The organism is Shinella sp. WSJ-2 (assembly GCF_003432075.1).
In the GTDB taxonomy this organism is placed as follows: domain Bacteria; phylum Pseudomonadota; class Alphaproteobacteria; order Rhizobiales; family Rhizobiaceae; genus Shinella.
This window is the reverse complement of record NZ_QWBU01000002.1, coordinates 617,575-634,491: the sequence shown is the minus strand read 5'-3', so window position 1 is coordinate 634,491 and position 16,917 is coordinate 617,575. Positions and strand designations below refer to the sequence as shown.

At 62.3% G+C, this 16,917-nt stretch carries 19 protein-coding genes; 3 read left to right on the top strand and 16 right to left on the bottom strand.

All coding sequences use genetic code 11. The features are described 5' to 3' along the window. Positions 1 to 114: 114 nt before the first annotated feature. From D0Y60_RS07230 to glf, 3 genes are read left to right on the top strand one after another with little or no spacing between them, the layout of a single operon-like run. Positions 115 to 2,160 (top strand): glycosyl transferase, encoded by a 2,046-nt coding sequence (locus tag D0Y60_RS07230; RefSeq protein ID WP_117368467.1) that lies wholly within the window; start codon positions 115 to 117, stop codon positions 2,158 to 2,160. Between the two features lie 51 nt (positions 2,161 to 2,211). Further along, a complete protein-coding gene (locus D0Y60_RS07225; protein ID WP_117368201.1) occupies positions 2,212 to 3,498 on the top strand; it encodes a hypothetical protein in 1,287 nt (428 codons plus the stop codon). Positions 3,499 to 3,537: 39 nt separating this feature from the next. Then, the gene (gene glf, locus D0Y60_RS07220; protein WP_117368199.1) at positions 3,538 to 4,695 is read left to right on the top strand and encodes a UDP-galactopyranose mutase; all 1,158 of its coding nucleotides are present in this window, start codon (positions 3,538 to 3,540) and stop codon (positions 4,693 to 4,695) included. 82 nt (positions 4,696 to 4,777) lie between these two features. On the opposite strand, the gene D0Y60_RS07215 is transcribed toward glf, so the two are convergent. From D0Y60_RS07215 to D0Y60_RS07140, 16 genes are all read right to left on the bottom strand, one after another. Continuing rightward, on the bottom strand, positions 4,778 to 5,743 hold the full coding sequence (locus D0Y60_RS07215; protein WP_117368197.1) for a flagellin: 966 nt from the start codon (positions 5,741 to 5,743) through the stop codon (positions 4,778 to 4,780). A 256-nt stretch (positions 5,744 to 5,999) separates the two neighbouring features. Beyond that, the gene (locus D0Y60_RS07210) at positions 6,000 to 6,884 is read right to left on the bottom strand and encodes a flagellin (protein WP_117368195.1); all 885 of its coding nucleotides are present in this window, start codon (positions 6,882 to 6,884) and stop codon (positions 6,000 to 6,002) included. A 237-nt stretch (positions 6,885 to 7,121) separates the two neighbouring features. Beyond that, complete coding sequence (fliP, locus tag D0Y60_RS07205) at positions 7,122 to 7,868, bottom strand: flagellar type III secretion system pore protein FliP (RefSeq protein ID WP_117368193.1); 747 nt, start codon at positions 7,866 to 7,868, stop codon at positions 7,122 to 7,124. Then, positions 7,865 to 8,392 carry a flagellar basal body-associated FliL family protein gene (locus D0Y60_RS07200; protein WP_117368191.1) on the bottom strand — a complete coding sequence of 176 codons (528 nt, stop codon included), beginning with the start codon at positions 8,390 to 8,392 and terminating at the stop codon, positions 7,865 to 7,867. The genes fliP and D0Y60_RS07200 overlap by 4 nt, the downstream gene beginning before the upstream one ends. Positions 8,393 to 8,425: 33 nt before the next feature. Further along, positions 8,426 to 9,136 (bottom strand): flagellar basal body L-ring protein FlgH, encoded by a 711-nt coding sequence (gene flgH / locus D0Y60_RS07195; RefSeq protein WP_117368189.1) that lies wholly within the window; start codon positions 9,134 to 9,136, stop codon positions 8,426 to 8,428. Further along, the gene (locus tag D0Y60_RS07190; protein WP_117368187.1) at positions 9,133 to 9,663 is read right to left on the bottom strand and encodes a MotE family protein; all 531 of its coding nucleotides are present in this window, start codon (positions 9,661 to 9,663) and stop codon (positions 9,133 to 9,135) included. Before D0Y60_RS07190 ends, flgH begins: the two co-directional genes overlap by 4 nt. Beyond that, positions 9,660 to 10,772, bottom strand: a complete 1,113-nt coding sequence (locus D0Y60_RS07185) for a flagellar basal body P-ring protein FlgI (protein ID WP_117368465.1) — start codon at positions 10,770 to 10,772, stop codon at positions 9,660 to 9,662. The genes D0Y60_RS07190 and D0Y60_RS07185 overlap by 4 nt, the downstream gene beginning before the upstream one ends. Beyond that, positions 10,772 to 11,281, bottom strand: coding sequence for a flagellar basal body P-ring formation chaperone FlgA (flgA, locus tag D0Y60_RS07180; protein WP_117368185.1), 510 nt, complete (start codon positions 11,279 to 11,281; stop codon positions 10,772 to 10,774). The genes D0Y60_RS07185 and flgA overlap by 1 nt, the downstream gene beginning before the upstream one ends. Before the next feature lie 23 nt (positions 11,282 to 11,304). After that, entirely contained in the window at positions 11,305 to 12,087 is a 783-nt protein-coding gene (gene flgG, locus D0Y60_RS07175; RefSeq protein WP_117368183.1) for a flagellar basal-body rod protein FlgG, read from the bottom strand. A 9-nt stretch (positions 12,088 to 12,096) separates the two neighbouring features. Continuing rightward, the gene (locus tag D0Y60_RS07170; RefSeq protein ID WP_117368181.1) at positions 12,097 to 12,426 is read right to left on the bottom strand and encodes a flagellar hook-basal body complex protein FliE; all 330 of its coding nucleotides are present in this window, start codon (positions 12,424 to 12,426) and stop codon (positions 12,097 to 12,099) included. Next, positions 12,423 to 12,842: a flagellar basal body rod protein FlgC gene (gene flgC, locus D0Y60_RS07165; RefSeq protein WP_117368180.1), complete on the bottom strand. Its 420-nt coding sequence runs from the start codon at positions 12,840 to 12,842 to the stop codon at positions 12,423 to 12,425. The genes D0Y60_RS07170 and flgC overlap by 4 nt, the downstream gene beginning before the upstream one ends. 3 nt (positions 12,843 to 12,845) lie before the next feature. Continuing rightward, positions 12,846 to 13,226, bottom strand: a complete 381-nt coding sequence (flgB, locus tag D0Y60_RS07160; protein ID WP_117368463.1) for a flagellar basal body rod protein FlgB — start codon at positions 13,224 to 13,226, stop codon at positions 12,846 to 12,848. A gap of 196 nt (positions 13,227 to 13,422) precedes the next feature. Further along, positions 13,423 to 13,989: a flagellar protein gene (locus D0Y60_RS07155; RefSeq protein WP_117368178.1), complete on the bottom strand. Its 567-nt coding sequence runs from the start codon at positions 13,987 to 13,989 to the stop codon at positions 13,423 to 13,425. After that, entirely contained in the window at positions 13,986 to 15,341 is a 1,356-nt protein-coding gene (gene fliI / locus D0Y60_RS07150; RefSeq protein WP_117368462.1) for a flagellar protein export ATPase FliI, read from the bottom strand. The genes D0Y60_RS07155 and fliI overlap by 4 nt, the downstream gene beginning before the upstream one ends. Before the next feature lie 54 nt (positions 15,342 to 15,395). Then, a complete protein-coding gene (gene flgF / locus D0Y60_RS07145) occupies positions 15,396 to 16,121 on the bottom strand; it encodes a flagellar basal-body rod protein FlgF (RefSeq protein ID WP_117368176.1) in 726 nt (241 codons plus the stop codon). A 1-nt stretch (position 16,122) separates the two neighbouring features. Then, entirely contained in the window at positions 16,123 to 16,902 is a 780-nt protein-coding gene (locus tag D0Y60_RS07140; protein ID WP_117368174.1) for a DUF1217 domain-containing protein, read from the bottom strand. Positions 16,903 to 16,917: the final 15 nt, after the last annotated feature.

Below are 16,917 nucleotides of genomic sequence, written 5' to 3'. Positions count from 1 at the left end.
GTTTTCCCGCAAAACGATCAGCCCGACGCAAGTCAACTCCGGTAGCAAGGCAGACGAGCTCATTGCGAGTCGTTCAACCGCCCGGCCGAAAGGCCGCCTTGCCGCAGGATGGCCATGACTGTCAGCACCCCCATCGTTCCCGATCCGAACGCAACCCTTGCCAACATTCTCGGCCGCGCCCGCACCCAGCAGCTTTCGCTTGCCGAACTCTTCCAGATGGCGGAGGGATTGTCGGCCGCCGGACAGCCGGTGCATGCCATCGAGCTTTATAAGACGTGGATCGCCTTCAACGACGGCAACCCGCTGCTGCATCTCGCCTATTTCAACTATGCCGTCTCGCTGTCGAAGTCCGGCGACGTCTCCGGCACGCTGAATGCGCTACGCGCCGCGCTGAAAATCAATCCGGATTTCGGCCAGGCCCATGTCAATCTCGGCCGCACGCTCGAGGATTGCGGCCTGACGGGCCAGGCCGTGCTGCAATGGCGCAGCTACGTCGATACGACCAATGACGTCACGCCCGACCGCATCAATCACCGCCATCTCGTGCTCCAGCATATCGGCCGCGTTCTCGAAGGCGCCGGCAAGCTCGAAGAAGCAGAAGCCGCGCTCTGGCAGGCGATGGAACTGCAGCCGCACCGCACCGAGGCCGCGCAGCACTGGATTTCGCTGCGCATGCGCCAGGTCAAGTGGCCGGTCATCACGCCCAACATCCACATTTCGAGCCGGCAGTTCATGGACGCCATGTCCTCCATGACGATCGCCTGCTACGCCGACGACCCGCTCTTCCAGCTCGCCAAGGCGCATCGCTACTGCACCGCCACGGTCGGCCGGCCGGATACGCGCGGCTTCGTGCGCAAGCCGGTGCGCCAGAAATCCGGCACCGGCCAGCGCCTGCGCGTCGGCTATGTCTCCTCGGACCTGCGCCAGCACGCCGTCGGCTTTGCGCTCAGCGAAGTGCTGGAGCTGCATGACAAATCCCAGGTCGAGATCTTCGCCTATTATTGCGGCGATCCGGCCCCGATCGACCATACGCAGGCCCGCATCAAGCAGGCTGTCGATCATTGGCGCGACATCACCAAGGTCAGCGACATCGACGCGGCCCGCCAGATCGTCGCCGACGAGATCGACGTGCTCATCGACGTCAACGGCTATACCAAGCATGCCCGCACGAAGATCTTCGCCTACAGGCCGGCGCCCGTGATCGTGAATTTCTGCGGCTATCCCGGCTCGATGGCGAGCCCGTACCACCAGTACATGATCGCCGACGACTATATCGTGCCGCCGGAAAACGAACTTTATTACACGGAAAAGGTCCTGCGCATCCCCTGCAACCAGCCGGTGGACCGCAAGCGCACCGTCAGTCCGCGCCCGACGCGCGCCTCAGTCGGCCTGCCGGAAGACGCCTTCGTCTTCGCAAGCTTCAACGGCATGCAAAAGATATCGGCCTCCTGCTTCTCGCGCTGGATGGCGATCCTGCTGGCCACGCCGGGCAGCGTTCTCTGGCTGCTCGTTGGGGACGACAGCGTCAACGAGCGCGTCAAGCAGATGGCCCAGCAGGCCGGCGTTTCGCCGGATCGGCTGATCTTCGCCGGCAAGGTGCAGAATCCGGATCATCTGGCCCGCATCGGACTTGCCGATCTCTTCCTCGACACCTTCCCCTATGGCGCCCATTCGACCGCCGCCGACGCGATCACGCAGGGCCTTCCGGTGCTGACCGTGCCAGGCAAGAGCTTCGCCTCGCGCTTCTGCGCCAGCATCGTCTCGGCCGCCGGCGTTCCGGAGCTGATCTGCACCGGGCCGGAAGACTATGTCGGCAAGGCAATCGCCTTCGCCAAGAACCCGGAAAGCCTCGCCGCGATCCGCCAGTCCTTGCAGGACCAGCGCGAAACCTGTGCGCTGCGCGACATGGATGGCCTCGTGCGCCGTCTGGAAGAGTTGTTCTGGCAGATGCAGGGCGACGCCGAGCGCGGCGAAACGCCGGTGCCGGACCTACGCAACCTCAATGTCTATTATGAGGTCGGCGCCGAGCTTGCCGCCGCCGGCATCGAATTCGAAAGCGAACAGGCCTACCGGCAGCGCTATCTCGATCAGCTGAAACTGATGGACGAACACGCGCCGCTGACGCCCGATGCTCGCCTTTGGAAGGGTGCTGCCGGCTGAGGGCCGGAGACCCGATTTGAAACACGAACCGTTCTGAACGACGAGGACCGCATGACCCCAGTTATCCTGGTGACCTTTGCCGGACGGCAGACGAGGATGGAAATCCTCACGCAATATATTCGCCGCGCGCTGGACCTCGGGATCATCGACGAGTGGCACATCTGGGACTTCACCCGCTCGGCCGACGACCATGCCTGGGTGACGCGCGAATTCGGCCCGGCCCGCTATATGGGCTCCAAGGTAGCCTACCAGAGCGCCGGCACGGTCTCGCCGAGCGCCTCGTTCCGCACCAGCGCCCGCATTCGTCACGACCTGCACATCGCCGTCATCCCGAACGATCGCCCACACGACTGCTACGAGATCGCGGTCGGGGGTTGGAAGAACACCCATTCGGTGCTGCGCAAGATCGGCCGCGACCAGCTTTCGCATTTCGACCGCGGCAACGAACAGACGCTCTGGAGCCAGCCGACCCCCGGCATTCTCTCGCCCGGCCGTCCCAACGACGTCACGCTTTCCGTCGATGCGGCCGGTGCGCCGATCCTGCGCATCAACGACGTGACGGTCGGCACCTGGCCGGAGATCAACCTTTCGGCCGGCGCAACCGTGCAGATCCGCGGCGGTTGGGGTGCGGACCTCGAACTCTGCGATGTCGATGCGCGCACGCGCCGCTACATCGGCAATCCGAACGAGCAGCTGCCCTATTATCAGGCCTATGACTACTACGCGAAGCGCTTCGAAGACTTTGAGGACGCTGTCTTCCTGAAATGCGACGACGATATCGTCTATGTCGATATCGACAAGCTCGACGGCTACATCCAGTTCCGCCGCGCCAACCCGCATTACTTCATCGTCTCGGCCAATGTCGTGAACAACGGCGTGTGCGCCTATCTCCAGCAGGCGGCGGGCTCGATCCCGGCATCGGTCGGCGAGTTCGAGCACCCGCCGGGCGGTTTCGGCGGCACGCTCTGGGAAAGCGCCGAACGGGCAGCCAAGCTGCACGGCTACTTCCTGGGCGAAGACGGCCGTACGCTGCCCCTCCCCCAGCCGTCCGTCGACTGGACCGAGCGACAGTCGATCAACTTCATCGCCTGGCTCGGCCGCGACCTTCTGCACATGGCGCTGCCGCAGGGCGACGATGAACATGCGCTCACCATCGGCGTACCGACCTTCCTCGGCCGCCCCTCGGCGATCTATTCCGATTTCACCGTCAGCCATCTGAGCTTCGGCCCGCAGGAACGCGGCTGGGATCCGACGCCACTCATCAAGGCCTATGAAGCCCTGATGCGCTCGCGCCTTTTCCCGGAAACCGAAAAGCCGGCGCTGCGCGCGGCCGGCTAATCGGCGCCCCGGACAGCATATTTCGCAGGGTGGAATAGAATGAGCGTGAAAGAAAAAATCCTCATCGTCGGCGCCGGTCTCTCCGGCGCCGTCATCGGCCGGGAACTGGCACAGGAAGGCTACCAGGTCGATATCCTCGACTCGCGCGACCATATCGGCGGCAATTGCCATACGGTGCGCGACGAGGCGACCGGCGTGATGGTGCATGTCTACGGCCCGCACATCTTCCATACCGACGATGCCGAGGTCTGGGACTATGTGAACGGTTTCACGACCTTCATGCCCTACAAGAACCGGGTGAAGACGACGAGCGGCGGCCAGGTCTTCTCGCTGCCGGTCAACCTGCACACGATCAACCAGTTCTTCGGCAAGACATTTCGGCCCGACGAGGCTCGCGTTTTCCTCGAGGAGCAGGCCGACAAGACCATATCGGATCCGCAGACCTTCGAGGAGCAGGCGCTGCGCTTCGTCGGAAACGATCTCTACGAGGCCTTCTTCAAGGGCTATACCCAGAAGCAATGGGGCTGCTCGCCGACCGAGCTGCCGGCCTCGATCCTGAAGCGCCTGCCCGTGCGCTTCAATTACGACGACAACTATTTCTTCCACAAATTCCAGGGCATGCCGGCAAACGGCTATACCGAGATGATCGAGGGCATTCTCGACCATCCCAACATCCAAGTTTCGCTGGAGACGAGCTTCCGGCGCGACCATGTGGCGGGTTATGCCCATGTCTTCTATTCCGGCCCGCTCGATGGTTACTTCGACTACGAGCTCGGCCGACTGGGCTATCGCACGCTGGATTTCGAGCGCTTCACTTATGACGGCGACTATCAGGGCTGCGCGGTGATGAACTACGGCGACGTCGCCGTGCCCTATACGCGCATCACCGAGCACAAGCACTTCTCGCCGTGGGAAGAGCACAAGGGCTCCGTCTGCTACCGCGAATTTTCGCGCGCCTGCGGTCCCGACGACATTCCCTACTATCCGATCCGCCTCGTCGAGGAAAAGGCGCAGCTGGCCGACTATGTCGGTCGCGCCGAACAGGAGAAGGGCGTCACCTTCGTCGGACGCCTCGGCACCTACCGCTACCTCGACATGGACGTGACGATCCGCGAAGCACTCGACACCGCAAGGCTTTACCTCGCCCGAAAGGACGAGGGAGCGGCCATGTCGGCCTTCCTGCATGCGCCGCTCTAAGCGGCCTATCCTGAATACACGAAGGCCCCGGATAAACCGGGGCCTTGCGAAACCGTCGAAGGATTTGAACCGCTTCTGCCGATTAACGGAAGAGGGTGAGGATGCCCTCGGCCGAGGAGTTGGCGATCGAGAGCGCCTGGATGCCCAGCTGCTGCTGCGTCTGGAGAGCCTTGAGGCGGGTGGACTCTTCGTTCATGTCGGCATCGACGAGGCGGCCGATACCGCTGTCGATTGCGTCGGTCAGTTTGGAAGCGAAATCTTCCTGCAGATCGATGCGCATGGAAATCGAACCGAGCTGCGAGGCAGCCTTCGTCATCAGCTGGATAGCCGCTTCCGTCAGGTTCAGCGCTTCAGCCATTTCGTCGTCGGTGAAGGCCGAGATGTCGAGCGTAACGACCGTGTCTGTGATCGTGTAGGTGTTGCCCGTCGCGTCGATATCGTCACCGGCCGAGCCGAGGATGCCGCCGGTGCTCTGCGTGTAGTCGTCGGTGTCAACGGTGCCGAACAGAACGTTCTGCGAGTCGGCGGTCAGTTCGTCGAGCGTGTAGGTCGTGGTGTTGACCTTGACGGTACCGGAAGCGTCGCGGACGAAGCCCGAAACGATCGTCTTGTCGGCAACGGCGTCGGCAGCGGTGCTGTCGAAAACGAGCCAGTTCTGGCCGTTGAAGGCGGCGCCGGACGAGATCGAAACCAGCTGCTCCTGCAGCTGCTTGATTTCTTCCTGAACCTTGGCCTTGTCGACGCCCTGTTCGGTCGCCGCAGTAACCTTCTTCTTCATTTCCTTGACGACGTCGATGGCGGCTTCCATACCGGCATAGGCGGTGTCCACCTTTGCGGCGCCGAGGCCGAGCGCGTCCTGAACAGCCGAAAGGGCCATGTTGTCGGAACGCATCGTGGTCGCGATCGACCAGTAGGCAGCGTTGTCTGCTGCTTCACCGACGCGCATGCCGGAGGAGACGCGACCCTGCGTCGTTTCCATGTCCGCGCCGATCGAGCGAAGGGTGTTGAGAGCGGACATTGCCGCGACGTTGGTCAGAATGCTGGTCATGTGATGCGTGCCCCTTGAATGGCTGACTGAGGAAGGGCATTCCGGATGTTACCGGTAAACGGTGGTCAGCTTCATGCCTGCTAACCGGTTAAGTTTCTTGGTTAACCCACCGTTTCGATGGGCTTAGAAAACCGCAATAAGGTTAAGGAATTCTTTAACGCGAAAGAAAAACGAAAAAAGGCCGCGCCCGTTTCCGGACGCGACCTTTTTGTAGGATCTGGCGGGGTCAGCCTTCCCGCCGTCTCCCGTCCGTTTATTAACGGAACAGCGAGAGGATGTTCTGCGAGTTGGAGTTCGCGATCGACAGCGACTGGATAGCGAGCTGCTGCTGGGTCTGCAGAGCCTTCAGGCGGGTCGATTCCTCGTTCATGTCGGCGTCGACGAGACGGCCTACACCCTTGTCGAGGGCGTCGGAAAGCTTGTTTGCGAAGTCTTCCTGCAGGCCGATACGCATGGAGAGCGAACCAAGGTTCGAACCGACCGTCGTGAGGTTCGTCAGCGCCGTTTCGATCGTGTCGAGGTGGCCAGCGACTTCATCGTCGGTCGTGGCGTCCGTCAGTTCGATAGCGAGCGTGTCGGCCAGGTAGCCCGAGCTGTCGTCAACTTCGCCGGTGGACGGATCATAGGCGCCGAACAGGGCATTTGCAGCCGAGTCGTAGCTTGCCGTCGTGACCTTAACCGTGCCGTCGTCGCCGCGCACGAAGCCGGTGACAACCGTGCTGTCTGCGCTGCCGCCGGCAAGCCAGTTTTCACCGTTGAACGTCGCCGAAGCGCCGATGCTCTTCAGCTGGTCCTGAAGCTGCTTGATTTCTTCCTGGACCTTGGTCTTGTCAACGCCCTGTTCGGTTGCGGTAACGAGCTTCTGCTTGATCGTCTTGACGACGTCGATGGCGGCTTCGACACCGCTGTAGGCGACGTCGACCTTTGCGGCGCCGAGGCCGAGAGCGTCCTGAACGGCAGAGATGGCTGCATTGTCAGCGCGCATGGTGGTCGCGATCGACCAATAGGCAGCGTTGTCCTTGGCCGCGCCAACGCGCTCGCCGGACGAAATGCGGCCCTGCGTCGTTTCCATGTCGTTGTTGATCGTGCGCAGCGTCTGGAGGGCTGCCATTGCAGAGGTGTTGGTGAGAATGCTCGACATTCTAGTTGTCCCTTTGAACGAAATACTGGTGGGGACATACCGGACTGAAAACTTACCGGTTACGGCGGTTCGGCATCATGCCAACTCGGTTTCTCCAGACATCCAGAGGGATACCAAACCCGTCGTGTGATGCCAAAACTCGCAGCCAATCCTTGCCAACTCCTTAAATCGGACGATGGCATTCAACCCGCTGAAAAACAGGGTTAATGGCGGGTAAGATTGTATGGTTAAGAACGTCTAATTGAAGGATCGGACAAGGCTGCCGACAAGCAGATTCCAGCCGTCGATCAACACGAAGAACAGAATCTTGAAGGGCAGCGAAATCGATGTCGGAGGCAACATCATCATGCCCATGGCCATGGTGATGGTGGCGACGATCATATCGATGACGAGAAAGGGCAGAACGACCAGGAAACCGATCTCGAAGCCGCGCCGAATTTCCGAGATCATGAAGGCCGGGATGACGACGCGCAGGTCCGCGACGTCGTTTTCGACGACCGTCTGGCCGCGCTCTTCGGCAAGCGAGATGAAGAGCTCGATGTCCTTGTCGCGGGTATTGGCGACCATGAACGCGCGGAAGGGTTCGGCGATGCGCTTGGCGGCCTCGGTCTCGTCAATCTGGTTGGCGATAAGCGGCTCGACGCCGTTCTGCCAGGCCCGGTCGAAGGTTGGCGCCATGACGTAGAAGGTCATGAACAGCGCGAGCGACACGAGGATCATGTTTGACGGCGTGGTCGAAAGGCCCATACCGGAGCGCAGGATCGAGAACGCGATTACGAAACGCGGGAAGCTTGTCACCATGATCAGGATGCCGGGGGCAACCGAAAGGATGGTGAGCAGCCCGAAGGTACGGATGATCCAGGAGGCGACCGAGCCGTCGACAGGCGCATTGAGAATATTGCCCGGCAGCTGCAACTGCTGTTGGGCATAGGCCATGCCGGTCATCGCCATGATGGCGACGAAGGTCAGAAGGGCTCGAATCATTCGATCACAAAGGTCCGGAACATGACGTTGGTTACGCGCCCTTCCGACCTGAGGTCAACCCGCTCTTGGAGGTCTTCCCGGAGATATTGGAAACCGCGCGGCCCCTGCACCTGCTGGAGCGTGACGGTGCGCATATACGCCATGATATCCTGGTGGATTTCTTCGGCGATCTTGACGTCGGCGGCCCCCTTGAACATCAGGGCGACTTCGAGCCGGATACGGTTTTCCGACGGATAGGCAAGGTTGCTGGTGATGGGATCGAGCAGCACGATGCCGTTTGCCGGTGTCGAGATATGCGCAACCTCCTCGCCGGCCGCCGCGCTCTTGCCGCCCTCACCGTGTCCACCCGCGGCAGGTTCGGCCTTTGCCACTTCCTCGGCCGGCTTTTCAGCCGGTGGCGGTGCGAGCATGTTGCCCACGAGCCAGCCGCCGCCGCCGGCAAGCAGCGTCAGGACGGCGATGATCGCGATGGTGATGACGATCGACGGCTTTTTCTCAGCGACGACCTGTTCTTCTTCCGCCATGTCTTTCTTCCCGGTTGACTGGGCCTGTCCGCGTCAGATCGGCGAGAACAGGTCTACGGCCTGCTGACCCCATGGCGGCTGCTGCACTTCGGTCAGGCGACCACGGCCGCCGTAGGAGATACGGGCTTCTGCGATCTTCTCGTAGGAAATCTGGTTGTTGGCATCGACATCCTGCGGCCGCACGATGCCGGCGACGTTGAGAATGCGAAGCTCGTGGTTGACGCGCACTTCCTGCGAGCCGCTGATCAGCAGGTTGCCGTTCTCGATGACGCCGGTCACGACGGCAGCGACGAGGAGGTTCAGCTTTTCGGCGCGCTCCGTGGAGCCGTCGCCTTTGCTGCTGGTCGAGGAACCGTAGGTCAGGTCGCCCTTGCCTTCGACGTCGGGCAGGTCGCCACTCATGCCGATGCCGAGGTTCATGCCGCTCTTGTTGGTGCGGGACCGGTCCGTCTTGTTGTCGAAGCTCGCCCGGTCGTTGACACGGATATTGACCGTCATGATGTCGCCGACCTTGAAGGCGCGCGAGTCCTTGAACAGCGCCGACTGCTGATCGCTCCAGATCGAATAGCCTGCTACCGCCGTGCGCGGCTGCTTGGGATACATCGCCATCTGCGGCGTTTCGGCATAGTTGAGGCCGCTGCCGATTGGGCTCATGGCGGGCGCTTTGCCGATCTCGTTGAGGGCCTGGCTGGAGCAGCTCGACAATGCCAGCGCAACGGCGAGTGCAGAGGCGGTCTTCTTCATGACGGGTCCTTTGAGGTGTTCGCATCGCCCGCGGCGGCGATGATGCGGGTAAGAAGCGCAGCCTTGGCAGCCGGCATTTCACCGAGAATGGTGCTGGACTGGCGCGGCGGCAGCTTCATGACGATCGCAGACGCGATTTCCGGATTGAGCTCCGCAAGCTGCGCGGCGGCGGCATCCGGCTTCATCTTCCGGTAGATCTCGACCAGTCCGCCCTCAGCCTGCTTCAGGAAAGCGTTTCGTCGGGTCAGCCAGTCCTCGTATTCCGCGCGGCGCGCCTCGAGCGTCTTGATACGCTCGTCGACGTCCTTCTGGAGGTTTTCCAGCTCCTGCTTCTGCAAGAGATAACGCTGGTCGCGCGCGGCGTCGGCTATGTTGGTGCAGAATTCGCGGATTTCGTCGGCGCTCGCATTCGTGGTCGTGATGACCGGGCGCTCCTCGGCGAAGGCACCGGGAATGGCCATCATGACGAAGCCGGCGAGTGGCAAAACAAGCCTGCGGGCAACGGTGGGGAGGGTCATGTTCGTCATTGCAGCACCAATTCTGCCTGGAGGGCGCCCGCGGTCTTGATGCTTTGCAGGATGGAGATGATGCCGTCAGGCTTGACGCCGATGCTGTTCAACCCTGCCACAAGCGAACGCAGGCTTGAGCCGTCGAGCACGGCGACGTTGCCGCCATTCTGCTGAACGAGGATGTCGGTGTTCGGCTCGACCGCCGTCACGCCCCTGGAAAAGGGTTCCGGCTGCACGACCTTCGGCATTTCGGTGATCTGCACGGTCAAGGTTCCATAACTGACGGCGACCGGTGAGATACGCACGTCCTGGCCGATGACGATCGTACCCGTGCGTTCGTTGATCACCACGCGCGCCGGCACGTCGGTCTCGATGACGAGATTTTCGATATCGGCCATCAAACGCGCAAGATCGGCCATCTTGGGCTTGGCGATATAGACCGACTGCGAATCGCGCGATTCGGCGATCGGATTGCCGTACTGCGCGGCTGCATAGCGGTTGATGGCATCGGCCATGCCAACCGATGTGGAGAAGTCCGGATTGCGCAGCTGCAGCACGAGATCGGACGAATCCTTGAAGCGCGACGGGAGTTCACGCTCGATGATCGCGCCGTTCGGCACGCGGCCGGCGGTTGTCACGCCTTGCTGGACGCTTGCCGCGTCACCGCTGGCGCTGATACCGGTCACGACGATCGAGCCCTGGGCGACGGCGTAAATCTGCCCGTCGGCGCCGGAAAGCGACGTCATGACGAGCGTGCCGCCGCGCAGCGACGCCGCGTCACCCAGCGAGCCGACCGTCACGTCGATACGGCTGCCGGGGCTGGCAAAGGGCGGCAGATTGGCGGTGACCAGCACGGCTGCGATGTTCTTGGCGCGCGTCTGCGTGCCGACCATCGAGATGCCGAGGTTCTGCAGCATGGCGCGCATGGATTGTTCGGTAAATGGCGACGAACGCATGCTGTCGCCGGTGCCCTGGAGACCGACGACGAGGCCATAGCCAATCAGCTGGTTGTCACGACCGGCCTGGAGCGAGGCGACATCCTTGATGCGGGCGGCCGGAAGGGCCGGACCGGCAGCGAGCATGATGCACGCGAGAGCGGCAACGACGCGGCGGAAGAAAAGCTGCATCATCGTGCCACCACATGTACGGTTCCGTCTTGCATGACCGTGCCGGAGACGATCACGCCGGAATCCTTGTTGCGAACCTTGATCAGCTCGCCGACGGCCGCATCCTGAAGCGGTGTGCCGGCCGCCCGCAGCATCAGCGACCCGTTGTCGAAGACAAGCTGGACAGTGGTCCCGCGGGAAACGGCGAAGGGCTCGCGCAGTGCCGAAACAAGAATGACGCGGCCGGCAAGCAGCGTGCGCTTTGTGATCAGGCCATCGACCTGGCCGATACTTTCGGCATAGCCCTTGACGATATTGGGGTTGGTGACCTCGACCTCTTCGAGTTGCCCCGCCTGGACTTCCTCGCCGGGATAGATCGTCCGCTTGGGCACGACGGCCATGCGGGTATCGGCGAGGGCCGCGTCGGCTGCGAAAAGACCGGCGAGCACGGCGCACGCGGCGAATGCCGCGTGGCTCGTGGCCGAAAGGGCCTTTGCTCTGCGAAGGGCTGCTATCAGGCGAAACATCATGTTCCCCGCGTGTCTGTCGGTTGCTATCTCAGGTTCTTGCTGACCACGGCCGCCATTTCGTCGGCCGCCTGGATGATCTTGGAGTTCATCTCGTAGGCGCGCTGGGCCGAGATCAGGTCGGTGATTTCCTTGACCGGATCGACGTTGGAGGCTTCGAGGTAGTTCTGCTGGATATAGGCGAAGCCCGCTTCGTCAGGCGCGCCGACATTGGCCGGACCCGAAGCTGCGGTCTCGCGATAGAGGTTTTCACCGAGCGGCTCGAGGCCGGCCTCGTTGACGAAGTTCGCCAGCGTGATCTGTCCGAGGTCCTGTTGCTGGCCACCGACTGTCGCATAGACCTGGCCGGACTTGCTGACGGTGACTTCGGTGGCATCCTGCGGCACCGTGATGCCCGGCACGACGGTGTAGCCGTCGAGCGTCACGAGCTGGCCATCGGCATTGGTGTTGAACGCACCTGCGCGGGTGTAGAGCGTAGAGCCGTCGGGCGCCTCGATCTGGAACCAGCCGCGGCCGATGAGCGCCATGTCGAAAGAGTTGCCCGTGGAGACGAGGCCGCCCTGCAGATGCAGGTTGCGCACGGCAGCGGTCTTTACGCCGAGACCGATGATGGCGCCTTCCGGCACCACGGCCTGGTTGGCGCGGTTGGGAACGCCGGCAGCGCGCTCGGTCTGGTAGAGAAGGTCGGAGAACTCGGCGCGGGCGCGCTTGAACCCGGTGGTGTTGATGTTCGCGATGTTGTTCGCGATGACTTCGAGGTTGGTCTGCTGCGCGTTCATGCCGGTGGCGGCGATGGCAAGGGCTTTCATGTCCGGTCCTCAGATCTGCATTCTTGCGACTTCGAGATAGGCGGTGACGACCTTGTCGCGGATGGCGATGGCGGTCTGCAGCGTCTGCTCGGCGTTCATGACGGCGTCGACAACTTCGCGGGTCGTCGCCTTGCCCTGGATGGCTTCGAAGGACTTGGTTTCACCAAGCTTCAGCGTGTTGGTCATTTCGGTGGCCATGTCGCCCATGACCTGGGCGAAGCTCATGCCGGTACCGGTTCCCTGCGCGGCGGCAGCCGAAACGCTGCTGGAGGTCTCGTTGACGCCCGAAAGGCCGTGGGTGGAGAAGAGCGATTTGACGCCCGTTACGCTATCGATCATTGCGAGGCCCTCAGGAGGTCGATGGTCGCGGAGATCAGGTCACGCGATTGCTTGATGCTCTGCAGGTTGGCTTCATAGGAGCGGTTTGCTTCCCGCATGTCGGCCATTTCGACCAGCATGTTAACGTTCGGCATCTTGACGATGCCCTTTTCGTCGGCAGCAGGGTTGCCCGGGTCGTATTCGGTCGAGAAATCGCCCTCGTCCTCGCCGAGACGCTCGACCTGGACCAGCGAGGCGCCGGTCGCCCGGTCGAGCTCGGCAGCGAAGGTCACCGTCTTACGGCGGAAGGGATCGGCACCGGGGGTGTCGCCCGTCGAGCGGGCGTTGGCCAGGTTTTCCGAAACGATGCGAATACGGGTGGATTGCGCCTCAAGTCCCGAGGCCGCGACTTTCAGTGAAGCTACGAGCGGATCCATTTTTTACCTTCTGACTGTCATCAGCATCATGCGATGAAAGGCCTTGACGAGGCCGGCATTCAACTCAAAGTCACGCTTGACTTGACCCTCTTTCATGAGTTCTTCGGCAATACCGACCGTGTTGCCGGATTCCTGCACGCCGATCTCTTCGGTGGGTTTGGTCTCGATGACGCGGCTTGCCATTTCGGTTTCGGTGAAATGGCCCGGCTGCGTCGCCGCCATGCGAATGCCCGTCGTCTCGAGCACCGCCTGAAAGGGAGTTACGTCCTTCGCCTTGAACCCGGGGGTGTTGGCGTTGGCGAGGTTGCCAGCAACGACACTCTGGCGGACCGAAAGCCAATCAGCTTGTTTCGTGGCCAGTTCAAACAGTTGTATCGGTTGCATGACAAGCTCCATCCTTGTTCGAGGCGAACCTAAGGAGCCAATCTTGCGTCAGACTTGCACCGCTACGATTAAGCTGCAAGTGCCTGTATTCCCGGGATTATATGTGCTCAAGCTGCAATAATCGCGGCGAGCGGGCGGCAGGTCCGGCAAGCTAGGACCGCCGAATCGGCGCGGGGCGACGTGCGCCCCGCATCCTTTAGTTGCGCTTGATGACGTCGCCGTTCGAGGTCACGATGACCCAGGCGCCGTCGCGCTGTTCCAGCGTCGCAAGGCGGCTGTTGTCGGGCAGAACCGAGCCGACACGCACGATATACATGCCGCGAGCGTCCTCGATCAGCGCCCGGCCGTTTGCCACATGCATCAGCCGGAAGCCGGTGCTGGCCGGCAGCGGCTGGTCAAGACCGTTGTCGATGGGCGCACCGAGCTTCGTCTCGTTGCCCTCATCCGTGGCGCTGGCGGTCGCGACCGGGTCCAGATTCGCACCGGGTCCCGAATCCTTGTCATCATCGACCATGGCGGCCGGCGACACGCTGACCACCTGCTTGGGGCCGGTTTCAGGCAGATCGCGGGTTGTGCCCTCCCAAAGGTTGGGCACGGAGAATTTTTCCGGATTGAGGAAGACATACCAAGGGAAGAAGGCGGCCATCGCCGCGAGCATCACGCCCGTCCCGGCCAGCACCTTATCACCGGTGCTGTAGCCGCGCCGATCTGCCCGCTTGAGTGGCTGGACTGCTTCGTCAGCGTCGAAATCCGTCACTGTCATCCCCTTCGCATACCCGGCGCACCGCCCTGCCCGGCCGCGTTCTTCAGCGCCATGGCAAGATCGGAGAACGAATCGGCAGCGGGCTTTTCACCCGGCGTCTGTTTGAGAACCTCGTAGATGATCGGCACCTGCTTGATCGCCATGTCGAGATCGGCATCGCCACCGGGGCGGTAACCGCCGATGAGACGCAGGTCGCGCGTTTCCTCGAAGCGGTGGATCAGCGCCTTCAAGCGCGACACCAGCTTCTCCTGGTCCGGCGTCCAGGCCTTGCGGGCGAGGCGCGAAATGGAGGCGAGCGGATTGATCGGCGGGTAGCGGCCCTCCTCGGCGAGGCTGCGCTCCATGACGATATGGCCGTCGAGAATGCCGCGCGTCGAATCGGCGATCGGATCGTTGTGGTTATCGCCGTCGACGAGGATCGAGATGATTGCCGTGATGCTGCCCGTCCCCTCGGCGCCCGGGCCAGCGCGCTCCAGAAGGCGCGGCAGCTCGGTAAAGACCGATGCCGGGTAGCCACGGGCGATCGGCGGCTCGCCAGCGGCGGTCGCCACTTCGCGGATGGCATGGGCAAAGCGCGTCACGCTGTCGATGATGAGCAGAACGTTGTCGCCCTGATCGCGGTAGTGCTCTGCAATCGTCACGGCCGTCAGCGGCGCCATCTTGCGCAACATCGGGCTCTCGTCACTGGTGGCAACGACGGCGACGGATTTCGCCAGGTTGTCGCCCAGCGTGTCCTCGATGAATTCGCGAACTTCACGGCCACGTTCGCCGACCAGCGCGATGACGACCTTGTCGAAGGCGTCCGCGCGCGCCAGCATCGAGAGCAGAGTCGACTTGCCCACACCCGAACCGGCAAAGATGCCGAGACGCTGGCCAAGGCAGAGCGGTGCGAAGATATCGATGGCGCGCACGCCTGTCGAAAAGCCCTTCTCGACGCGCTTGCGGGTCATCGAGGGCGGAGCGGAATTGTAGATGGATCGACGGTCGTCGCCCTGCGTCAGCGGACCGAGGCCGTCGATCGGCTCGCCGAGCGCGTTGATCGTGCGACCGCACCAGGAGGCTGCCGGCGCGACGCGGAAGGCGCCCTTACGGATGACCGTATCATGAATGCTGATCGGCTCGCCCGGCTCGATCGGGCAGACTACGACGGAATCCGGCTCGACGCGCACGACCTCGCCGAGATGGATGCCGGCCGGGCTTCTGTGCGCCACGAACTCGCCGAGCCGCACATGGCGCGACAGGCCGCTGACCGTGTAGTTGCCGGCCGAGATGGTCTGCACATGGCCGCCGTGGACGACCGAGAATTCCGGCGAGGAATAGCGTTTTACCACCCCGGCCAGCGCATTCAGCATGCGCCCGCCATCGGGAATGCGTCGCTCGTTGGGTCCCGTTTCCGCCGCCATGGTTTACTTGCTTCCGCCGAGGGTGCGCACCGCTTCGTTCATCGATTCTTCGCTGTCGCGCATCAGAGAGGCGATGCTTTCGAAGGCGCGCGTGACCTGGATGAGCTGGGTCATCTCGCCAATGGCGTTGACGTTGGACTCTTCGACATAGCCTTGCACCACGCCGGCATCGACACGGTCGACCACAGGCTCGGGCGGGATTTTCGAGATGATGCCGCTGTTGCCGGCGCGGGTGAAACCGCCCGAGAGATCGGCCGAGAACAGGCCGAGCGAGGCGACGGGGCGGCCGTTTTGGTTGAGCTGGCCGTCGGCGCTGAGCTGGATCGAGCCATTGGTCGCATCGATCTGGATGGGGCCACCGCCGGCATCGAGCACAGGATAGCCGTTCAACGTCACCAACTCCCCGGCATCCGTCAGCGTGAAGCGGCCGTCGCGGGTCAGCGTCGGGCCTGACGGCGTTTCCACCTGGAACCAGGCATCGCCCTTGATGGCGAAATCCAACGCGCCACCGGTCTCGGTGATGCCGCCGCTGCGCTGGGAGATGAACTCGTCGCCCTGCGAAACGAAGGCGACATCGGCGATCTTCTGATCGCTGACGACTTGGTTGAACTTTACTTCCGTGGCGCGGAAGCCGACAGTGGTCGAGTTCGCGACGTTGTCGGCAAGGGTCGTCAGGCGGCGGTCAAGCGCAAGCTGGGACGAAAGCGATACATAGAGCCCGGTCTGCATCTCAGCGACCTCCGAGTTTCAGGTTGTTGATGGAAAGCAGAAGATCCGTCGAAATGCCGATGAGGCCCGACGGCTGGAATGTAGAAAGCGAATCGACACCGCCCGTGGGATTTTCGAGTTCCCACATCGAGGTGAAACGCTCGAGAAACTTGCCGACCTTCGACGGGTCCTTGAACTCGTCCAGTTTCAGCACATCCTCGTAATAGGCGGCCTGACGGTCGATATCGGTGGCGGCGAATTCGGCGGGAAGCTGCAGCGCGGTGCGCACGACCTGCGCGATCGCGTCGTCGGCGATGATCGAATAGCCCGAGGTGATCGATGGCGCCATACGCTCGAAATAGAGCGCGAGTCGAACGCCGGTATTGTCCTCGCCGGCGCTGATCTCCAGCGTCTGGCGGGTGTACTTGTCGACCATGCCCTTCTGGGCACTTTCCATCAGGGTGGCGACTTCGCCGTGGCGGGCGAAGTTTAGCGATTCCGCCAGTGCCTTGTAGCGCGTGTCGGTCAGCTGGTTGGCGAAGGCATCCTTGTTGTCGACGCCCTCGGTCAGCACCTTGCGCATGAAGGCCTTGGCATAGGCCATATCCTCCAGCCCGTGCGCCTTCATAACGTAGTTATAAAGCCTGGTGTCGGCGAAGAAGTCGTCGATCGATTTCACATCGCCGATCTTCTCGAGGTAATATTCCGTCTCGCGCTTGACGTCCGGCTGCTCCGAAACGCGCTTCAGCGACGTCTGGAGGTCGGAAGAAATCAACTGGTAGCTCGTATAGGTGGTCGTCACGACAGCCCGCCAATC